Here is an 18,005-nt window from a genome sequence, read left to right on the forward strand (position 1 = left end):
TCATGGCCGGACCCCTGCCGCGAGTGTCGCAGCGGAGCGGGCCACGCCGTGGACCTCGGCCACCGCCGCCACCATGCCCGCCGCCATCGCCCCGGCCTCGGCGGCCGTGCTGATGTACGGGGGCATCGCGTAGACGAGGTTCCGGAAGGGCCGCACCCAGACCCCGTGCGCGACGGCGGCGCGCGTCACCGCGGCGACGTCCACGGCGTCGCCTTCATTGGGGTCGCCTTCATTGGGACAGTGCAGCTCAATGACTCCCACGGCGCCGATGGTGCGGACGTCCGCTACGGCGTCGAGCTCCCGCGCCGGGGCAAGTCCGGCCTCCAAAGCGGCACCGACGCGCGCCACGTCCGCGCGCCAGGCTCCGCCGTCGAGGATTCCCAGGCTGGCATTGGCCACGGCGCAGGCCAGGGGGTTGCCCATGAATGTGGGGCCGTGCAGGAGCGCCCCGGCCGCGCCGCGGGAGACGGTCCCGGCCACCTCGCGCGTGCAGAGCATGGCGGCCAAGGTGAGGTATCCGCCGGTGAGGGCCTTCCCCACGCACATGATGTCCGGGACCACGCCGGCGTGGCTGGCCGCGAACAGTTCGCCGGTGCGGCCGAAGCCGGTGGCGATCTCGTCCAGGATGAGCAGCAGCCCGTGCCGGTCCGCGATCTCGCGAAGGATGCGCACGCACTCGGCCGGGTAGGCGAACATGCCGCCGGCGCCCTGGAGCACGGGCTCCGCGATGATCGCGGCCAGCTCGTCCGAGTGGCGGGCGGCCAGCACTTCAACCTCGGCACGCCACTGCCCGATGTCCTCCGCCGTGGCCGTCGCCGCAGCGGGCGGCCGGGGCGCGAAGACGTTGGCGGCCAGCAGCCCCGGGAACGCCGAATGCATGCCGTCCACGGGATCGCACACGCCCATCGCCGCGAAGGTGTCGCCGTGGTAGCCGCCGCGCAGGCTCAGGAACCGTTGCCGCTTGGGCCGCCCGGCCGCCGTCTGGAATTGCACCGCCAGCTTGAGGGCGACCTCCACCGAGATCGAGCCGGAGTCGGCCAGGAACACGCGTTCCAGCCGTGGCCGGCCTTCCGCCGACGGAGCCATCGAGACCAGCCGTTCGGCCAGCTCCACGGCCGGCCCGTGCGTGAGCCCGCCGAACATCACGTGGCTGAACGCATCGATCTGGCGCTTGGCAGCGGCGTCCAGGAACGGGTTCCGGTACCCGTGGATCACCGACCACCACGAGGACATGGCGTCGAGCACCTGGTGCCGGCCGCCGTCGTCGTCGCGGAGCCGCAGCCGCACGCCGTCGGCGGCTTCCACCTCCCACAACGGAAGATCGCCAGACGCCGGGGCGTAGGGGTGCCACAAGCTCGCCCGGTCGCGCTGGATGAGGCTGCGCTGGGTGGAGCTCATGATGCCCGCCTGCCGTGGCGGGAACATTCGGCGGTCCAGCCCAGCGGCGTGACCTGGACCTTCATGCGGCGGCGGCAGTCCGCGCAGTAGCGCGGTGGCTCCATCGCGAGGCGCTGTGCGCACATTTGGTGAGGGTCCGACGTCGGGGTCTCACCTTCCGGTGCGGCCCCGACGCCGGTGGGCTCGCCACTGCTTGCCTCACCGCAGTGCCCGCAGAAGCTTTGCATGCTTGTGCTCACAGCGACTTCTGGAGTTCCTTGATGGGCATGTTCAGTTCCACGAGGAGGTCCAGGTCCGCGTTGGCGGGGCGCCCCAGCGTGGTGAGGTAGTTGCCGACGATCACGGCGTTGATGCCGCCGAGCAGGCCCTCGCGGGTGCCGAGGTCGCCGAGGGTCAGTTCGCGGCCGCCGGCGTAGCGCAGCACGGTGCGCGGCATGGCGAGGCGGAACGCGGCGATGGCGCGGAGGGCGTCCTTGCCGTCCATGATGCCCTGGTTCTCCAGGGGCGTGCCGGGGCGGGGGTTGAGGAAGTTGAGGGGGACCTCGTGGGGTTCGAGGGCTGCCAGCTGGCTGGCGAGTTCGGCGCGCTGGGCAACGGTTTCGCCCATGCCGATCAGGGCGCCGCAGCACAGTTCCATGCCGGCGTCCTTGACCATGTTGCAGGTGTCCAGGCGTTCCTCGTAGCTGTGCGTGGTGACGACCTCGGGGAAGTAGCTGCGGGCCGTTTCGAGGTTGTGGTTGTAGCGGTGCACGCCCCATTCGGCCAGCTGGTCCACCTGGCGCTGGGTCAGCATGCCGAGGGAGCAGGCGATGTTGATGTCCACTTCTTCGTTGATGCGGTCGATCGCGAACTTGATCTGGTTCATGAGCTTGATGTCGGGGCCGCGGACGGCGGCGACGATGCAGAACTCCGTGGCGCCGGTGGCTGCGGTTTCCTTCGCGGCCTTCACGAGCTCGGGGATGTCGAGCCAGACGCCTCTTACGGGGCTGTCAAAGAGGCCCGACTGGCTGCAGAAGTGGCAATCCTCGGGACAGCCGCCGGTCTTGATGGAGATGATGCCCTCCACCTCGACGTCCTCGCCGCAGTGCTTGACGCGGACCTCGTGGGCGAGTTCCAGGGCTGCCGGAATGGCCTCATCCGGGAGCTCGAGGATTTCGAGCAGTTGGCCTTCGCTGAGGCCGATCCCGTTCTCGAGGACCTGCTCCCGGGCGGTGTCCAGGATGGCATAGCCGGTGGTTTCCTGCGTGCTTGCATCGATCGTCATGGTGCTCCTTTGCGGTGCATGGATGGGCTGGAACTGCCCTGTTCATGACGGTAGCCGCGGGAAATGACCGCGATTTTGTTGGACGTCCACAAACCAGGCTCCCGGATTTTGGCCTTGCATAAGTAACAGCGCCGAAACATGGTGGTGACTCCGCGGTTGCTTCCCGTCGATAGCGTCAAGGGCGATGTTCCGACGAGGAAAGTGACTGGGGATGACCGACGATTTGAAGAACACACAGGTGCTGGAACCTCCGACGGCGGGAGCGGCGGCCGCCGTCGTCGATTCTTCCGGTGTCCGGCCGGCGGCTGGCAACACCGATGCGCTGAGCGCAGCCAAAGAGAGCCTGGAAGACTACACGCTCAGGTTCGCGCCACGGTCTTACCGCAAGTGGAGCGCCGGCGTCGTGGCGACGAGCGCCTTGGGCGGCATCGCGTATCTGGCCGACTTTTCCATTGGTGCCAACATTGGCATTTCCTACGGCACGGTGAACGCAATTCTTGGCATCGTGGTGGCGGCCGTGGTCATTTTCGCCACCGGATTCCCGCTGGCCTACTATGCCGCCCGCTACAACATCGACCTTGACCTGATCACCCGTGGCTCCGGCTTCGGCTACTACGGTTCGGTGGTCACCAACGTCATTTTCGCGACGTTCACGTTCATCTTCTTTGCCCTTGAAGGTTCCATCATGGCGCAGGGCCTGGAGCTTGGGCTGGGGATTCCGCAGTGGCTGGGGTACGCGGCGTCCACCATCATCATCATCCCGCTGGTGATTTACGGGATGAAGACGCTGGCCACCCTGCAGGTGTGGACCACTCCGCTGTGGTTGCTGCTGATGGTGGTTCCGGTGGGGTATCTGGTGGTGTCGCACCCGGAAAGCATTGACGGGTTCTTCGCATTCACGGGCAAGTCCGGCGCGGAGGGCACAAACCTGGCGTCAGTGATGCTGGCCGCGGGCGTCTGCCTCTCGCTCATGGCGCAGATTGCCGAGCAGATCGACTACCTGCGCTTCATGCCGCCCAAGACCGCGGAAAACAGGGGCGCCTGGTGGCGTGCCGTGATCCTGGCCGGTCCGGGCTGGGTGATCTTCGGTGCCATCAAACAGATCGTGGGCATGTTCATCGCCATCTACCTGATCGCCACGCTGGACCCGGCGGCATCCGTCCACGCGAATGAACCCGTGCACCAGTTCCTGGGCGTGTACCAGGAAATGATGCCGGCCTGGCTCGCGATGACCCTCGCCGTGGTGCTGGTGGTCATTTCGCAGATCAAGATCAACGTCACCAACGCCTATTCCGGCTCGCTGGCCTGGACCAACAGCTTCACCCGCATCACCAAGACGTACCCGGGCCGGATGGTGTTTGTGGTCGTCAACCTGGCCATCGCGCTGGTGCTGATGGAAGCCAACATGTTTGAGTTCCTCAACACCATCCTGGGCTTCTACGCCAACTGCGCCATGGCCTGGGTGGTCACTGTTGCTTCCGACATCGCCATCAACAAGTACCTGCTGAAGATCTCGCCCAAGGCCCCGGAGTTCCGCCGCGGCATGCTCTACGCCGTCAACCCTGTCGGCTTCGTCTCCATGCTGGTCTCCGCGGTCGTCTCGATCGCCGTGTTCTTCGGGGCTTTCGGTGCGGCAGTCCAGCCGTACTCGCCCATCTTCGCCGTCGGTCTGGGGCTTGTGCTGCCGCCGGTGCTGGCTGTCCTGACCCGCGGGAAATACTACCTGCGCCGCACCGATGATGGGATCGATCTGCCCATGTTCGACGTCGACGGCAACCCGAGCGACGAAAAGCTGCTGTGCCACGTGACGGGCCTCGAATTCGAGCGTCCGGACATGCTTCGCTCGGCCCAGGACGGGCCCGACGGCGAACCCCAGTACATCTCGTCCCTTGCCTTGTCGACGGACAAGACGGGGTCGTTGGTGCTGCCGGCGCAGAAGTAAGCGGTCTGCTCCCGCCGGCAGGGGCGACGGCGGGCGGTGCGCCTCCAAGGCTGCGCCGTCCGCCGTCGGAACCTCGATCTACCCCGGCCGATCCATCAAGAGGCTGCGGCAGGCAAGTTGCAGGGCCAGCCGTGCCTCCGGATCTTCCAGGTTGATGGCAATGAGTGCTTGAATCCGCCTGATGCGGTCGCTGACAGTATTCCGGTGGACGTTGAGGATCGCTGCGGTCTCGGTCAGCGAAGATTCGCAGTCCAGGAACGTGGTGAGGGTCTGCAGGAGTTCCGGGCCGGACTTTAGGAGAGGGGCCAGAAGTTCCCGTGCAGCCGGCCTGAACGTGTCGGTCCGCGTCCACATGAGCAGCAACTGGGCCATGTCCAGGCGGTCCACATGGACGAAGTATCCGGAGTTTTCCCTGGCAGCGGCGATCCGTGCCGCATCGTTGGCTTCCTCAAGGGACCGGACAATGCCCTCGGGTTGTCCCTGCATCCGGCCTACGCCAAATTGAGTGGCGATGGTTGCTGCAAGCCCGCGTTGGGCCCTGCGCAAAGCGCTGCTGACGCGGCTGACTTCTGCCGGTCCCGGCTTGGACGGGGACGTTATCCAACCAGCCCACCCGTCCGACTGCTCCACGGTTGATGCCTCGAGGTTTTCACGGAGAAGTGCGTGGTCCAGATCGGTCTTTCCGGCCACCAGGTCAACTGTTTCCCTCACAATCACCCGGAAGGCGATGTGGTACCCATCTAAAGCCCATCCGAGTTCCAGCGCCCGCGCCCTGAAAGACGGAGTGACGTCTCCGGCGTTGTCAATCAACTGCCCCAGCAAGGCAACCCGGTGCCGGGCGTCCCGTTCCCTTTCAAGCCGCTGCCGGGAAAGCAGCTCTGAAACGGCGATGGCCGCCACTTCCAGGGCCGTACAGATGGCAGCTTGCTCCTGGTCAAGACTCGGCCCGAGTGCAATCCGCAGCCGCGGGCTGTACTCGTGGTCCCTGAGGACGGGTACTAGGATCTCCGTGCTTGAGGTGGGCCGTGCCGTGGCATTCGTTGCTGTAAGGCGCGGGGAGAGGTTCCCAGGAGCAGCCTCGTCAGCGGAAATGAGCAGCCCTGAACTGTCCACGAGGGTGACGTCGTGTCCTATGCCGTGGCTGATCCTGGCCAACAAGTGACTGAGGGAATCGTGAGGGGTGCGGCATTCGGTGGCCACGCGGGAGATCAGCAGACCCTGAAGGTGGGCGGCACCGGACAGCAACTCCTGCGCCGCCGTGCCGAATTGCCACGCATTGTGGACGGCCACCACAACAAGTCCCAGGCGGTCGGCGATCCGCTTGACGTTAGGCGGCAACGCGCCGACGTCGTCCGGCAGCCTTACGGCAAGCGCAACGACGCCGGCCGCGGACGCGAGCGCCAGCAACGCCTCCACATCCCAGGACACCCCGGAGGGAAGGGGCTCCAACGGGAGCAGAATGCAGTCCCGAAGGGTCAGCGGATCGCCGTCGAGGTTGCGCTGCTCGCGGACCTGCCGATTGACCTCGGCAAGGGAACCGGTCAGGGCAACCAGCGAGGACACTGTCCTGGCACCCGGGTCCCCGACGCTCTCGATCACGCCCGCCGGGAGGTGGTTCATGACGGACCACAGCGGGATCGGGGGAATCATTCTGCTGCTCCGGTTCTCCTCGATGGTTTCCCTCCCATGATGCCACCGCCGCGCCGCCAACTTTCGTTGGCGGCGCGGCGGCCGGGCAGATGTTCGACGGCGGTCAGGCGCGGTAGCGCTCGATGGACTCGGTGTGCCCTTCCGGTGTCCCATCCCAGCGGTGCGAAGGGACGCCGTAGCCGAAGTACGCCGGGCCGGCCAGTTCGAGGCCCTCGGTGGTGTGCCATCGGGGGTCGCTGGGCGCGGTCAGGATGCAGACGCGTTGCCCGTAACGCAGATTTTCGGTGGTGACCGGTTCTGCGGATTCTGCGTCCACCACAATGATCAGGTCAGGCGTCGTAGTGACCACCGTGCCGTCCTTGGTGGCGAGCAGGTGCTCGTTCTGGAAATGCAGCGAAAGAACAGAGCCCACGTCGGGGCCCATGCCCTCGATCATGGCCTGGCCCTTTGCGAAGCCGCCGGTGGTTTGGCGTTGGAGGTCGGCTACCTTCCCGAGGTGGACCACACGGCCACTGAGCGTTTCCGCCAACACGTCGCAGGGATTGAGGTTGTTGTGCTGCGCGTTTGCGACGGCATCGCCGATGGTGATGGCGAAGGACATGGAGCCCGCCACGAAGCTCTCGCGGGCCTGGGCGCCGGTCATGGCATAGGTGCTGTTGAAGGCGTTGCATCCCATTTCGATGGAAGCCTGCCGGGCAAAGCGTTCGGCCCAGAAAGAGTCGATGGCCTCGATGACCAGCGTGTTGCCCTTCTCGTCAGCCAGGGCCATGGGGGTTGCCTGAATTCCGTACAGCGGTGCCATGCCCATCTGGATTTCCGGAAAGGCCCGTCCGATCAGGTCGCCGTCGATCAACGGAATCCCCAGCTGCGCGGCCGCCACGATAGGCAGCATCGAGTTTGACCCGCCGATCTCCAGGCAGGCGGTGTGGGTGGCCGTCCGGTTCAACGACGCCGCGAGCTTCTCGATGGTCAGATACAGCTTTTCCACGGTGTCCAGCTTCTCCACGGACACCGTGGGCGCGCCGATGGCGGCGATGGGAACGATGAAGGCGTCGTCTGGAAGGTCTTCGACCGAGACGAGCTCCACGGGACCGAACTCTTCGATGGCCTGTTTCGCCAGGAGCGCGCCGATATAGGGATCGCCGCCGCCGCCCGTGCCGAGGATTGCTGCCCCCCGCGCCAGCGAATCAATGTCTTCCACAGTGATCCTCTTGAGCTTGCGGCCGTGTGTCACTTCCAAGGTCATTTCACTTTCCTAACGTGAGGTTGCCGGCTGCCTTGACCCGAACGCGCATGGCGTTTCCGGGAAGGTAGGGGATGGGGATGGCCTCCTGCTCAACGATCGAGACCGTGTCCGGACTGGCGCCGGCGGCAACGGCACGGTCCACGGCTTCCTGCCGCGCGGATTCCAAGGCGCGCTTTTGATCGCCGTCCGCGATGTAGGACACGCGGTCCACCTCGCCGCTGATCTGGGCAATGGCGGCGCCGTACGCGTTGGCGACGTCGAAGTTCTCGGGTCGGTAGATGCTGCCCAGGCCGTCCAGCTGCTCTGCCAGCAGGATGGATCCACCGCCGACGGCGACAACCGGCAACGGCGCGGACGAGGTCCGGATCCGGTCGGCAATGTCGGCGATCGTCCGGTCGATCTGTTCCAGCGCTGAGCGCACCACAGCGTCACTGATGTGGGCCACCAAAGACGCGTCTCCGACGTCGGCCCTTCCGCTGCGGACGGCGATGTCAGTAGCTGTCAGGACTGACCCGCCGAAGACGAGCGACTCGTCGGTCAGGCGGTAGCCCACCGAGTCCGGTCCCACGGTGCCTTGGTCGGTCCGCACCCGGGATCCGCCGCCGAGGCCCGCCGAGAGGACGTCCGGCATCCGGAAGTTGGTGCGGAGTCCTGCCAGCCGGACGTGGGTGCTGGACTCGCGGGGGAAGCCGTTCACCAGGGCGCCGACGTCGGTGGTGGTGCCGCCGATGTCCACGATCAGGCAGTCGGAGAAGCCGGAGAGGGCGGCTGCTCCGCGCATGGAGTTGGTGGGCCCTGATGCAAACGTGGACACCGGGTAGCGGCGGGTGTATTCGATGTCCATGAGCGTGCCGTCGTTCTGGCTCACGTACAGCGGTGCCGTGATGCCCTGCTCCAGGACGGCCTTGGCGAGGCCGTCAACGATCCGGTTGGCCATTTCGGCCAGGGAGGCGTTCACGATGGTCGCGTTCTCGCGCTCCAGGAGCCCCACGCGGCCGATCTCATGCGACAGGGAGACGGGGAAATCCGGGCCGAGCTCCTCGCGAAGAATGGACAGTGCTCGCTGTTCGAATTCGTCGTTGACGGGCGAGAACACGCTGGACACCGCCACGGAGCGGACGCCGTGGGCGGCCATGTCTTCTGCGTGGCGCCGGATTTCGTCGGGGTCGAACGGGCTGATGGCGCGGCCGTCGAACTCGTGTCCGCCGTGGGCCATGTAGGCGCGGCCCTTCACGGCGCTGGTCAGGGCATCGGGCCAATCCGTGAACGGGGGAAGGGACGCCGTGGCCGGAAGTCCCAGCCGGATCGCCGCTGTTGGGCAGAGGTCCCGTGCCTCAATGAGGGCATTGATGAAATGCGTGGTTCCGATCATCACGCCACGGATGTGGTCCGGGCTGAAACCGTTCAGCTCCTTCAGTGCGGTGAGCACCTGGGTGATGCCGCTGGTGACGTCCCTGGTGGTGGGGACCTTGGTGGAAGCGAGCACCTGCCCGCCGTCCAGCAGCACAGCGTCCGTGTTGGTGCCGCCGACGTCAATGCCGATTCTCAGGCTACTCATGGTGCGGTTACCGATTCTTCCTTGCTCGGGGTGATTTCGTTTGATCGTTGCTTGTCGCCATAGGACCGCAAGAGGTTCAGCTTGCCGGCGATGATGTAGAGCACGAACGCCGCGGCGAGGGAATTGAACGCCGGGAGTCCCCAGGTGACGAAGTAGCCAAGGGTCGCCGAGCTCGCCCAGATGACGAACGTGGCCGGGATCCAGTTGGGCGATTCGGCGGGCGGAAGTCCCGAGTCCCGGCTGGCTTCCAGGAGGGGACGCCACTTCCTGACGACGAAGTACTCGGCCATGATGATGCCGGCCACCGGCGGGAAGACGACGCCCAACACCATGAGGATGTCGATGAACTTGTCCAGGATGCCGATCGCCGCCAAGACAGTCCCGACGACGCCAAGCAGCAGCGTGACGTGCCCGCGGTTCAGGCGCTTGTTCATGGCGCTGTTGAAGAAGGCCACCACGCCGAGGCCGGCGCTGTAGAGGTTCCAGTCGTTGATCTTGGACGTGCCCAGGACGATGATCAGGATGCCGATCCAGCCCACCGAGGAGAAGATGATCTGCGTGACGTCCGCCGTCTTGACGGCGTGGGCCAGCAGGACACCGATCATGCCGATGCTGTAGTTGCCGAGCGTCATTCCGACGACGGTCTGCTTGACGACGTCGCCGGCGCTCTTGTTGTAGCGGGTCATGTCGGGCGTAATGACTGCCCCGAGAACGGCGCTTCCAGCAACGATGGTGGTAGCGGTGACGAAATCCAGCTGCGGGCCCGGAGGGGCATCGTTGATGAGCTGGCTGATGGAGTGGTTGCTCAGCTCGGCCCACGCGGCCCAAGCGATAAGGATCATGAACAGTGGCACGGTGATGTTGGCCAACCACTGCATTGATTCAAAGCCGCGGACCACGATCAGCGTGACCACCAGGCCAAAGGCCAGCGACCAGGCCCAGATGGGAATTTCGGGGACTATCTGGTTCAGTCCGGCTCCTGAAATCCCTGATTGGATGCCGAACCAGCCGATGAGGCTGATGCAGATGGCGAGACCGAGGACCGATGCGCCGCCGCGGCCGAAGCCGGTCCAGCGGGCGAGCATCGATGTTGTGAGGCCTTGGCGCATGCCGGCGATGCCGACGAAAATCATGAGTGCTTCGACGATCAACGCGCCGACGGTAAACGCCCAGAAAGCGTCCCAGAACGTCATTCCGAAGCCAAAAGTTGCCCCGAGAAGAAACTGGCTCAGGTCGGAAGTCTGACCAAAGCGCTGGACCGCGATGCCGAACCAGTGCTTCCGCTTCGTTGCGGGAACCCTGGTGATGGGGTAGTCATCGTGCCCTGTTTCGGATGTGGACATGACATGCATTCCTTTCGAGTGATTCACTTCACAGTACCCGCGGGCTGTTGTGAGGTCATTGGGCAAAATGCAGTGCTGGGCGGGGTCATTCATGCACATCGCATAACCGGAATTGCGATTGGCGAGGATTGAGCCGTCATGGGCCTGACTGTGAACTGCATCTCAGTCGGAATAGTTGCAGGCGCGTGGCAGTTGCTGGGAGTGGACCCGTTTCCTCTCGAAAGGCACTGCGCATGCTGTTTTCACCCGTGGCCGTCGGCCAGCTGGAACTTCCGAACCGCCTGGTCATGGCACCCCTGACCCGTCTCCGCGCCGGCAAGGATGGAATCCCCAACCCGCTGATGGCGGAGCACTACGCACAGCGGGCCTCGCTAGGCCTGATCGTCAGCGAGGGCGTCTACCCGGTCCCGGCCGGCCGCTCGTACGCGGGGCAGCCCGGGCTCGTCACGAAGGAGCAGATCGCGGGCTGGGCGGCCGTAACTTCTGCGGTGCACGCTGCGGGTGGGCGGATCTTTGCCCAGATCATGCACGGCGGACGCGTCTCGCACTCCGACATCACGGGTGGCGATGAAATCGTCGCCCCCAGTGCCGTGGCGATCGAGGGCGAGGTCCACACACCCAACGGCAAGCAGCCATACCCCGTGCCGCGGGAGCTGCGCAGCGACGAGCTGCCCGCCGTCATCCAGGAGATCGTCACCGCGTCGCTGAACGCCATCGAGGCGGGGTTCGACGGCGTGGAGCTGCACTCGGCCAACGGTTACCTCCTCCACGAATTCCTGGCACCCAACTCGAACATCCGCACGGACAGCTATGGCGGTTCACCGGAAAACCGTGCCCGCTTCGTCATCGAAACCGTCAACGCGGTGGTGGCCGCCCTGGGCGCCAACCGGGTGGGCATTCGCATCTCCCCGGAACACAGCGTCCAAGGCATCGCCGAAACCGACGCCGCCGATGTACGCGCCACCTACGAGGTCCTGCTGGACTCCATCGCGCCGCTGAATCTTGCCTACCTCAGTGTCCTGCACCACGAGCCGTCCGGTGAGCTGGTCCAGGACCTCCGGTCCCGCTTCAATGGCGCCTTCCTGCTCAACACGGGCTTCGGCACCATCACCACGCGGGAGGAAGCCTTCGCTCTGATTGCCGACGGCCACGCCGACGCCGTGGTGGTCGGACGCCCGGCAATCGCCAACCCGGACCTGGCACGTCGCTGGCAGGAAGGACTGCCGGTCAACGAGCCGGAGCAGGCCACGTTCTACGCCGACGGAGCGACCGGCTACACCGACTACCCGTTCTACGCGGAGTCCGCCAACTAATCCTCGCCAACTGGACCCCCGCCAGCTGGGCAGCGCGCGGCTTCCCGGTGGACGAAAACACCGGGAAGCCCGTGTTCCTATAGGATTTGTCCATGAAACTTGCTTCCTCGCGGGACCGTGCCGCTGGCCGCCCAGTCAGCCGACAGGTACTGGCCGACCACGTCTACGAGGAGCTGCTGGCCTGGCTCATGGACGGCAGGCTGGAGCCCGGCGCCGCCGTCAGCATTGACGGAACGGCGCGGGAACTGGACGTTTCGCCCACTCCGGTGCGCGAGGCGCTGGCGCGGCTGGAGCACACCGGCATGGTCCGGCGTGTGGCGTTGAAGGGCTACAGGGTTGCCCCGGTGTTCACGCGGGAAGACTTCGCCGAGCTCATGGAAGCACGCCTCGCCATCGAGCCGGTCAATGCGCGCCTGGCCTGCAGCAGGGTCACCCCGGATGGAATGGCCGATCTCCGGCAGGCCGTGAAGGACCTCGAGACCGCTCCCCGCGGTCCGTCTTTCGCGGAGTTCCGCGACTACCTTGAGGCCGATGAACGCTTCCACAAGCTCATTGCCGAGCAGACGGGCAACCAGTTCATGCTCGCGGCCTACAGTGCCCTTGGTGGGCAGGTCCAGAGGTTTCGGCTGTTCGGGGGAACCGGCATCACGGACGCCGATCACGCCATTGCCGAGCACCAGGCCGTCTACGACGCAATGGCCAGCGGCGATCCCGGGAAGGCCGCTGCGGCCATGGCGCAGCACATCCAGAACGTCCGCGGCCGCGCCATTGCCGACGCCCCGGCTGAGTGATTCCCAGGCCGCAGAGCAGCAACACGCAAGAGCCCGCCGCACTGAACTGCTCCCCGGAAGCTGAACTGAGAATTCAGTTCTGAGCTCCGGGGACCAGTTCACATAGCCGGCGGGCTTTTGCATGCCCGGCCGGGGGCAGGGCATGACGCATTTCGCGTGACCCGCTTCACAAGCATATGTAAGACATATAGGATCTTCGATATTGCTTTGGCGGCAGGCCTGGCGAGTGGCGGGCGTCACGAAAAAAGTTGACAGTGTTGTTTGGATAGTAGATCCTATAGGAAACAGGATTCCACGAGGGAGTGAACACCATGGCCTACACCGCCGAAAGCTGGCCCATCACCGCGGCCCTGCTGCAGTTCCCCGGCACCGATGCCACGGGGCGGCACATCAACGACGCCGATTCCTCCGCCTGGGCGGAGGTCCTGCAGGAGGTCAAGGACGCCGGATTCGCCAACGCCGACCTCACCGATAGCTGGGTCCGTCCCGGCGACCTCAGCAAGGAGCGCTTGGCAGAGTTCAAGCAGACCGCTGATGAAGTGGGCATCGGTGTCCCCGTCATCTCCGCCATCCGCCGCAGCGTGATCCACCAGCAGGACTGGGAAGCCAACCTGGGGTACAGCCACCGCACCATCGACGCCGCCGCGGAACTGGGCTGCGAAGTGGTGTCCTTCGGACTGCACCAGGCACTGACTGCCGAGCAGCAGAAGCAGCTGTGGTTCTGGACCGTGGAGGGCCACAAGGACCCGGTGGGCGACAAGGAAAGCTGGGGCAACGCCGTCGCGCGTTTGCGTGAACTCGGCCGGCACGCTGCGGACGCCGGCATCCTGCTCTCGCTTGAGATGTACGAGGACACCTACCTGGGCACCGCCGATTCCTCGGTGCAGCTGGTCCAGGACATCGGACTGGACAACGTGGGCCTCAACCCGGACCTCGGCAACCTGATCCGACTGCACCGGCCCATTGAGGACTGGCGTGAGATGGTGGCCACGACCCTTCCGTACTCCAACTACTGGCACATGAAGAACTACATCCGCGACGAAGACGTGGCCCGGGACAGCTACATCACCATGCCGGCCCCGATGGAAAGCGGTCTCATCAACTACCGCGAAGCCTTCAAAATCGCACTGTCCGTCGGATTCCAGGGCATCCTCTGCACCGAGCACTACGGCGGAGACGGACTCAGTGTCACGGCCAGCAACCAGGACTACCTGCGCCGGCACGTCCTCCCTAAGACGGACGGCTACGCACTTGGCAAGAGCCAGGTTGCGCAGGGACGCCAAGCACCGGCAACCCAGCTCGCAGGAGTCTAGGAAATGACACAGATCTTCGACAACCCCGCAGAGTTCGCCGACGATGCGCTGGACGGCTTCGTGGCAGCGAACCGCAACTATGTTGCCAGGGTCGACGGCGGCGTGGTCCGCTCCACCGAAGTCCCCGCCGGGCAGGTGGCCCTGGTGGTGGGCGGCGGCTCCGGCCACTACCCGGCCTTTGCCGGACTCGTGGGCCCCGGGCTGGCCACGGCCTCGGCCTGCGGCAACATGTTCGCCTCCCCGGCCGCCAGCCAGGTCTACCGCGTGGCCAAGGCGGCCAACGCCGGCGGCGGCGTGCTGCTCAGCTACGGCAACTACGCCGGCGATGTGCTGCATTTCGGCCAGGCCCAGCTGCGCCTCAACGCCGAGGGCATCGAAACCCGCACGGTCACGGTCACGGACGACATCGCCAGCGCGCCGATCGACCAACTGGAGAAGCGGCGCGGCATCGCGGGGGACCTGACGGTCTTCAAGATCGCCGGTGCGGCGGCCGAAGCGGGACTAAGCCTCGACGACGTCGAGCGCCTGGCCATCAAGACCAACTACCGCACGCGATCGCTGGGCGTGGCCTTCGACGGCTGCACACTGCCGGGCGCCAAGGCCCCGCTGTTCCACGTGCCGGCCGGCCAGATGTCGCTCGGCCTGGGTATCCACGGCGAGCCGGGCATCTCCGAACACCCGATGCCCACTGCGTCCGAGCTGGCGGAACTCCTTGTCTCCAGGTTGCTGGAGGACAAGCCCAGCGGCGCCGGCAGCCGCGTGGTAGCCATCGTCAACGGCCTGGGCACCGTCAAGTACGACGAACTATTCCTGCTCTTCGGCAAGATCGAGAAGCTCCTCGTCAACGCCGGCCTCACCGTGGTGGAGCCGGAATGCGGCGAGCTGGTGACCAGCCTGGACATGTCCGGACTGTCCCTGACACTGCTGTGGCTGGACGAGGAACTCGAGCAGTACTGGGCGGCACCGACGGACACCCCGGCGTTCCGCAAGGGCAGCATGTCGCCGCGCGCACTCCGCCAGGCAGCGGGAATCGACGACGCCGAAACCGCCGACGTCGAACAGCCCGCCCCTGCGGCGGCGGAGCTCGGCCGGCACGCCGTGGCCGTCCTCGCCCAGGTGCGGGACGTCGTCGTCGAGCATGAAGAGATGCTCGGCAAGCTGGACGCAATTGCCGGGGACGGCGACCACGGCATCGGCATGCGCCGGGGCGTGGACGCTGCGGCTGCCGCGGCGCAGGCAAGCGAAGGCGCAGCGGTGGGGCGGGTCCTGGCCGCAGCGGGGGAGGCCTGGAGCGAACGCGCCGGCGGAACCTCCGGGGCACTGTGGGGGTCCGCAGTCATCGCGGCCGGACAAGCGCTGGGGAACAAGGAGAGCTATTCCGGCGAGGACGCAGCGGCGGCCGTTTCGGCCTTCGTCTCGGCCATCACCGAACTCGGCAAGGCTGACCCCGGCGACAAGACCATGGTGGATGCGCTGCTCCCGTTCCGGGACGCGTTCCTCGCCGAGCTCGACGGCGGAGCGCCCGTTGACAGGGCGCTGGCGGCAGCCGCCGCCGCAGCCGAGCTCGCTGCCGCGCGGACCGCAGAATTGCGTCCGCTCAAGGGCCGCGCCCGCCCGCTCGCCGAGAAGAGCCTGGGCCACCCCGATCCCGGGGCGGTCTCCTTCGGGCTGATCACGGCGCGGATCTCACAACACCTCGATCAACTGCTGGCTGAAACCCAGCCGGCCACTACGGCAGGAAACGGAGCCCGGGCATGAACACATCACAAGGCTGGCGGATCGTCGTCGGCAACGACGAAGCAGGCGTGGAATACAAGCAGGCGCTCGTGGCCCTGCTTGAGGCCGACCCCCGGGTGGCGTCCGTGCAGGACGTCGGCGTGGGCGCCCACGACACCACGGCGTACCCGCACGTGGCCGTGGACGCTGCCCGCAAGGTGGCCGACGGCGAGGCGGACCGCGCCCTGCTGATCTGCGGCACCGGCCTGGGCGTGGCCATCGCGGCCAACAAGGTCCCCGGAATCCGGGCCGTCACGGCCCACGACAGCTATTCCGTGGAGCGCTCGGTACTGAGCAACAACGCCCAGGTCCTCACCCTCGGACAGCGGGTGATTGGCTTGGAGCTGGCTAAAAAGCTGGTGGGTGAATGGCTCGGCCATCACTTCGATCAAACTTCTTCCTCCGCCGCGAAGGTGGACGCCATCTGCTCCTACGAACCCGAGTACACGAAAGCGGTTTGACCATGACTGACACCTCACGCACCCCCAACGCGGCAGCCGCTGAAGGTCCCGCCGCAGCGGGAGCCCGGAAGATCGCCGTCGTCGGTTCCGGCTACATGGGCGGCGGCATCGCCCAGGTGCTGGCCCTCGGCGGAGCGCGGGTGGCCCTGGCGGACGCGTCCGCGGAGATCGCGCAGAAGAACTACGACCGCCTGCTGGTGGAATCGGACGAATTCGTCGCCGCGGGGCTCTTCCCGGCCGGGTCCACGGAAATCCTCAAGCAGAACCTGTGGGCTGCCAAGGACATCGAGGAAGCTGTTGCCGACGCCGATTTCATTGAGGAATGCGTCCCCGAGGTCCTGGAAATCAAACACCAGACCCTCGCCCGCATCAGCGCCGCCGCCCGTCCGGATGCCCTGATCGGCTCGAACACCTCCACGATTTCCATCGCCGACCTCGCCGAAGCCGTGGCCGCACCGGAACGCTTCCTGGGCGTCCACTTCTCCAACCCCTCGCCCTTCATTCCGGGCGTCGAGATCATTCCTCACGCCGGAACTGCCGCAGCGACCGTGGCCGCCTCCCGCGAACTGGTCCACGCGGCCGGTAAGCAGACCGCCGTCGTCAAGGACGTCACCGGTTTCGTGCTCAACCGCCTGCAGTACGCGCTCTTCCACGAAGCCGCGCAGCTGGTGGAGCAGGGCATCGCAACAGCGGACGACGTCGACACCCTGGTCCGTACGACGTTCGGCTTCCGCCTGCCGTTCTTTGGTCCGTTCGCCATCGCGGACATGGCCGGTTTGGATGTTTACAACTTCTGCTACAAGTCGCTGCAAACGGGCTTCCCGGAACGCTTCGCGACGCCGAAGATCCTCTCGGACCTTGTGGAAGCAGGCAAGCTCGGCACCAAGACCGGCGCCGGCTTCCTCAACGTCCCCGCCGAGCGCACCCCCGAACTCATCGCCTACCGCAACAAGGCCTACGTCGCCATGCAGAAGCTCATCGAAGAGCTCGGCCCGGCCCCCATCAACTAACTCTTATAGGAGAAAACACATGACTTTCCCCGCAGCACGCACCGCCATCGTCACCGGCGCCGTCTCCGAGCGCGGCATCGGCCGCGCCACCGTCAACTACCTGGCTGCCCAGGGCTGGAACATCGGCATCATCGACCTCGACGACGCCCTGTGCAAGGCGGCTGCCAAGGAGATCGCCGCGCAGTACAACGTCAAGGCCTATGGCGTCGGCGCCAACGTGGCCAGCGAATCCGAGGTCCGGGCCGCCGTCGACGCGCTTGAGGCCGAACTGCCGCAGATCGTTGCCCTCGCCAACGTGGCCGGCGTCAGCTCGCCCATCGGATACCTCGACCTCGAGCCCGCCGAATGGGACCGCGTCCTGAACATCAACCTCAACGGCGTGCACTACGCCACCCGCCGCGTGGCCGAGTCCATGGTCAAGAACCGGATCGGACGCATCGTCAACATCTCCTCGGTCTCCGCCCAGCGCGGCGGCGGCACCTTCTCCAAGACCCCCTACTCCGTGGCCAAGGCCGGCGTGATCGGCCTGACACGCGCCACCGCACGAGAACTGGGGGAGTACGACATCACCGTCAACGCCATCTCTCCCGGCCCCATCGACACAGACATCATGGGCGGCACGCTCAGCCAGGAACGCAAGGACGAACTCACCAAGGACCTCGTGGTGAACCGCGTGGGCTCCACCCGCGACATCGCCGCCGCCATCGCCTTCCTCATCAGCGAGGACTCCGGGTACATCTCGGGCCAGACGCTGAATGTGGACGGCGGACTGTACATGCACTAGGTCCCGGCCATGAAGACCTGGACACGAGAACGGAAGATCTATCTCGCCGTCGGGATCCTTGCCTGCGCAGTAGGCATGGTGCTCATTTTCTTCCCCCGCTGATGACGGGCCGTCTGTCCCGTCGTTGATCACCCAACTGACTACTCAAGCTGTTGC

At 65.9% G+C, this 18,005-nt stretch carries 14 protein-coding genes; 8 read left to right on the forward strand and 6 right to left on the reverse strand.

Features of this window, described 5'->3' with window-relative positions:
* Positions 1 to 1,398, reverse strand: a complete 1,398-nt coding sequence (locus NVV90_RS04875; protein ID WP_258440065.1) for an adenosylmethionine--8-amino-7-oxononanoate transaminase — start codon at positions 1,396 to 1,398, stop codon at positions 1 to 3.
* 235 nt (positions 1,399 to 1,633) lie between these two features.
* Positions 1,634 to 2,662: a biotin synthase BioB gene (gene bioB / locus NVV90_RS04880; RefSeq protein WP_258440066.1), complete on the reverse strand. Its 1,029-nt coding sequence runs from the start codon at positions 2,660 to 2,662 to the stop codon at positions 1,634 to 1,636.
* A gap of 211 nt (positions 2,663 to 2,873) precedes the next feature.
* On the opposite strand from bioB, the gene NVV90_RS04885 reads away from it, so the two are divergent.
* Positions 2,874 to 4,604, forward strand: coding sequence for a cytosine permease (locus NVV90_RS04885; RefSeq protein WP_258440067.1), 1,731 nt, complete (start codon positions 2,874 to 2,876; stop codon positions 4,602 to 4,604).
* Between the two features lie 78 nt (positions 4,605 to 4,682).
* On the opposite strand, the gene NVV90_RS04890 is transcribed toward NVV90_RS04885, so the two are convergent.
* The 4 genes from NVV90_RS04890 to NVV90_RS04905 form a co-directional block, all read right to left on the reverse strand.
* A complete protein-coding gene (locus NVV90_RS04890) occupies positions 4,683 to 6,254 on the reverse strand; it encodes a CdaR family transcriptional regulator (RefSeq protein WP_258440068.1) in 1,572 nt (523 codons plus the stop codon).
* A gap of 103 nt (positions 6,255 to 6,357) precedes the next feature.
* Entirely contained in the window at positions 6,358 to 7,500 is a 1,143-nt protein-coding gene (locus tag NVV90_RS04895; RefSeq protein ID WP_258440069.1) for a DUF917 domain-containing protein, read from the reverse strand.
* Position 7,501: 1 nt separating this feature from the next.
* Positions 7,502 to 9,049, reverse strand: coding sequence for a hydantoinase/oxoprolinase family protein (locus tag NVV90_RS04900; RefSeq protein WP_309304114.1), 1,548 nt, complete (start codon positions 9,047 to 9,049; stop codon positions 7,502 to 7,504).
* Between the two features lie 5 nt (positions 9,050 to 9,054).
* Positions 9,055 to 10,401, reverse strand: coding sequence for a cytosine permease (locus tag NVV90_RS04905; RefSeq protein WP_258440071.1), 1,347 nt, complete (start codon positions 10,399 to 10,401; stop codon positions 9,055 to 9,057).
* 233 nt (positions 10,402 to 10,634) lie between these two features.
* Here NVV90_RS04905 and NVV90_RS04910 point away from each other — a divergent pair, with 233 nt between their 5' ends.
* From NVV90_RS04910 to NVV90_RS04940, 7 genes are all read left to right on the forward strand, one after another.
* Positions 10,635 to 11,714 (forward strand): alkene reductase, encoded by a 1,080-nt coding sequence (locus NVV90_RS04910; RefSeq protein WP_258440072.1) that lies wholly within the window; start codon positions 10,635 to 10,637, stop codon positions 11,712 to 11,714.
* A gap of 92 nt (positions 11,715 to 11,806) precedes the next feature.
* Positions 11,807 to 12,505, forward strand: coding sequence for a GntR family transcriptional regulator (locus NVV90_RS04915; RefSeq protein ID WP_258440073.1), 699 nt, complete (start codon positions 11,807 to 11,809; stop codon positions 12,503 to 12,505).
* A 311-nt stretch (positions 12,506 to 12,816) separates the two neighbouring features.
* Positions 12,817 to 13,818, forward strand: coding sequence for a sugar phosphate isomerase/epimerase (locus tag NVV90_RS04920; RefSeq protein WP_258441075.1), 1,002 nt, complete (start codon positions 12,817 to 12,819; stop codon positions 13,816 to 13,818).
* Between the two features lie 3 nt (positions 13,819 to 13,821).
* On the forward strand, positions 13,822 to 15,576 hold the full coding sequence (gene dhaL, locus NVV90_RS04925) for a dihydroxyacetone kinase subunit DhaL (RefSeq protein ID WP_258440074.1): 1,755 nt from the start codon (positions 13,822 to 13,824) through the stop codon (positions 15,574 to 15,576).
* Entirely contained in the window at positions 15,573 to 16,055 is a 483-nt protein-coding gene (locus tag NVV90_RS04930) for a ribose-5-phosphate isomerase (protein ID WP_258440075.1), read from the forward strand. The genes dhaL and NVV90_RS04930 overlap by 4 nt, the downstream gene beginning before the upstream one ends.
* A gap of 2 nt (positions 16,056 to 16,057) precedes the next feature.
* Positions 16,058 to 17,065 (forward strand): 3-hydroxyacyl-CoA dehydrogenase family protein, encoded by a 1,008-nt coding sequence (locus tag NVV90_RS04935; protein ID WP_258440076.1) that lies wholly within the window; start codon positions 16,058 to 16,060, stop codon positions 17,063 to 17,065.
* Positions 17,066 to 17,084: 19 nt separating this feature from the next.
* Entirely contained in the window at positions 17,085 to 17,849 is a 765-nt protein-coding gene (locus NVV90_RS04940) for an SDR family NAD(P)-dependent oxidoreductase (protein ID WP_258440078.1), read from the forward strand.
* The last annotated feature ends 156 nt before the right edge of the window (positions 17,850 to 18,005 follow it).

The sequence above is a fragment of the Arthrobacter sp. CJ23 genome, assembly GCF_024741795.1.
Classification (GTDB): Bacteria; Actinomycetota; Actinomycetes; order Actinomycetales; family Micrococcaceae; genus Arthrobacter.

What these genes read in the sequence shown, in the direction of transcription:
- NVV90_RS04930 (WP_258440075.1), top strand. Translation starts at nt 15,573, where the DNA reads ATGAACACATCACAAGGCTGGCGGATCGTCGTCGGCAACGACGAAGCA.
- NVV90_RS04885 (WP_258440067.1), top strand. Translation starts at nt 2,874, where the DNA reads ATGACCGACGATTTGAAGAACACACAGGTGCTGGAACCTCCGACGGCG.
- bioB (WP_258440066.1), bottom strand. Translation starts at nt 2,662, where the DNA reads ATGACGATCGATGCAAGCACGCAGGAAACCACCGGCTATGCCATCCTG.
- NVV90_RS04940 (WP_258440078.1), top strand. Translation starts at nt 17,085, where the DNA reads ATGACTTTCCCCGCAGCACGCACCGCCATCGTCACCGGCGCCGTCTCC.
- NVV90_RS04910 (WP_258440072.1), top strand. Translation starts at nt 10,635, where the DNA reads ATGCTGTTTTCACCCGTGGCCGTCGGCCAGCTGGAACTTCCGAACCGC.
- NVV90_RS04905 (WP_258440071.1), bottom strand. Translation starts at nt 10,401, where the DNA reads ATGTCCACATCCGAAACAGGGCACGATGACTACCCCATCACCAGGGTT.
- NVV90_RS04895 (WP_258440069.1), bottom strand. Translation starts at nt 7,500, where the DNA reads ATGACCTTGGAAGTGACACACGGCCGCAAGCTCAAGAGGATCACTGTG.
- NVV90_RS04935 (WP_258440076.1), top strand. Translation starts at nt 16,058, where the DNA reads ATGACTGACACCTCACGCACCCCCAACGCGGCAGCCGCTGAAGGTCCC.
- NVV90_RS04890 (WP_258440068.1), bottom strand. Translation starts at nt 6,254, where the DNA reads ATGATTCCCCCGATCCCGCTGTGGTCCGTCATGAACCACCTCCCGGCG.
- NVV90_RS04920 (WP_258441075.1), top strand. Translation starts at nt 12,817, where the DNA reads ATGGCCTACACCGCCGAAAGCTGGCCCATCACCGCGGCCCTGCTGCAG.
- dhaL (WP_258440074.1), top strand. Translation starts at nt 13,822, where the DNA reads ATGACACAGATCTTCGACAACCCCGCAGAGTTCGCCGACGATGCGCTG.
- NVV90_RS04875 (WP_258440065.1), bottom strand. Translation starts at nt 1,398, where the DNA reads ATGAGCTCCACCCAGCGCAGCCTCATCCAGCGCGACCGGGCGAGCTTG.
- NVV90_RS04915 (WP_258440073.1), top strand. Translation starts at nt 11,807, where the DNA reads ATGAAACTTGCTTCCTCGCGGGACCGTGCCGCTGGCCGCCCAGTCAGC.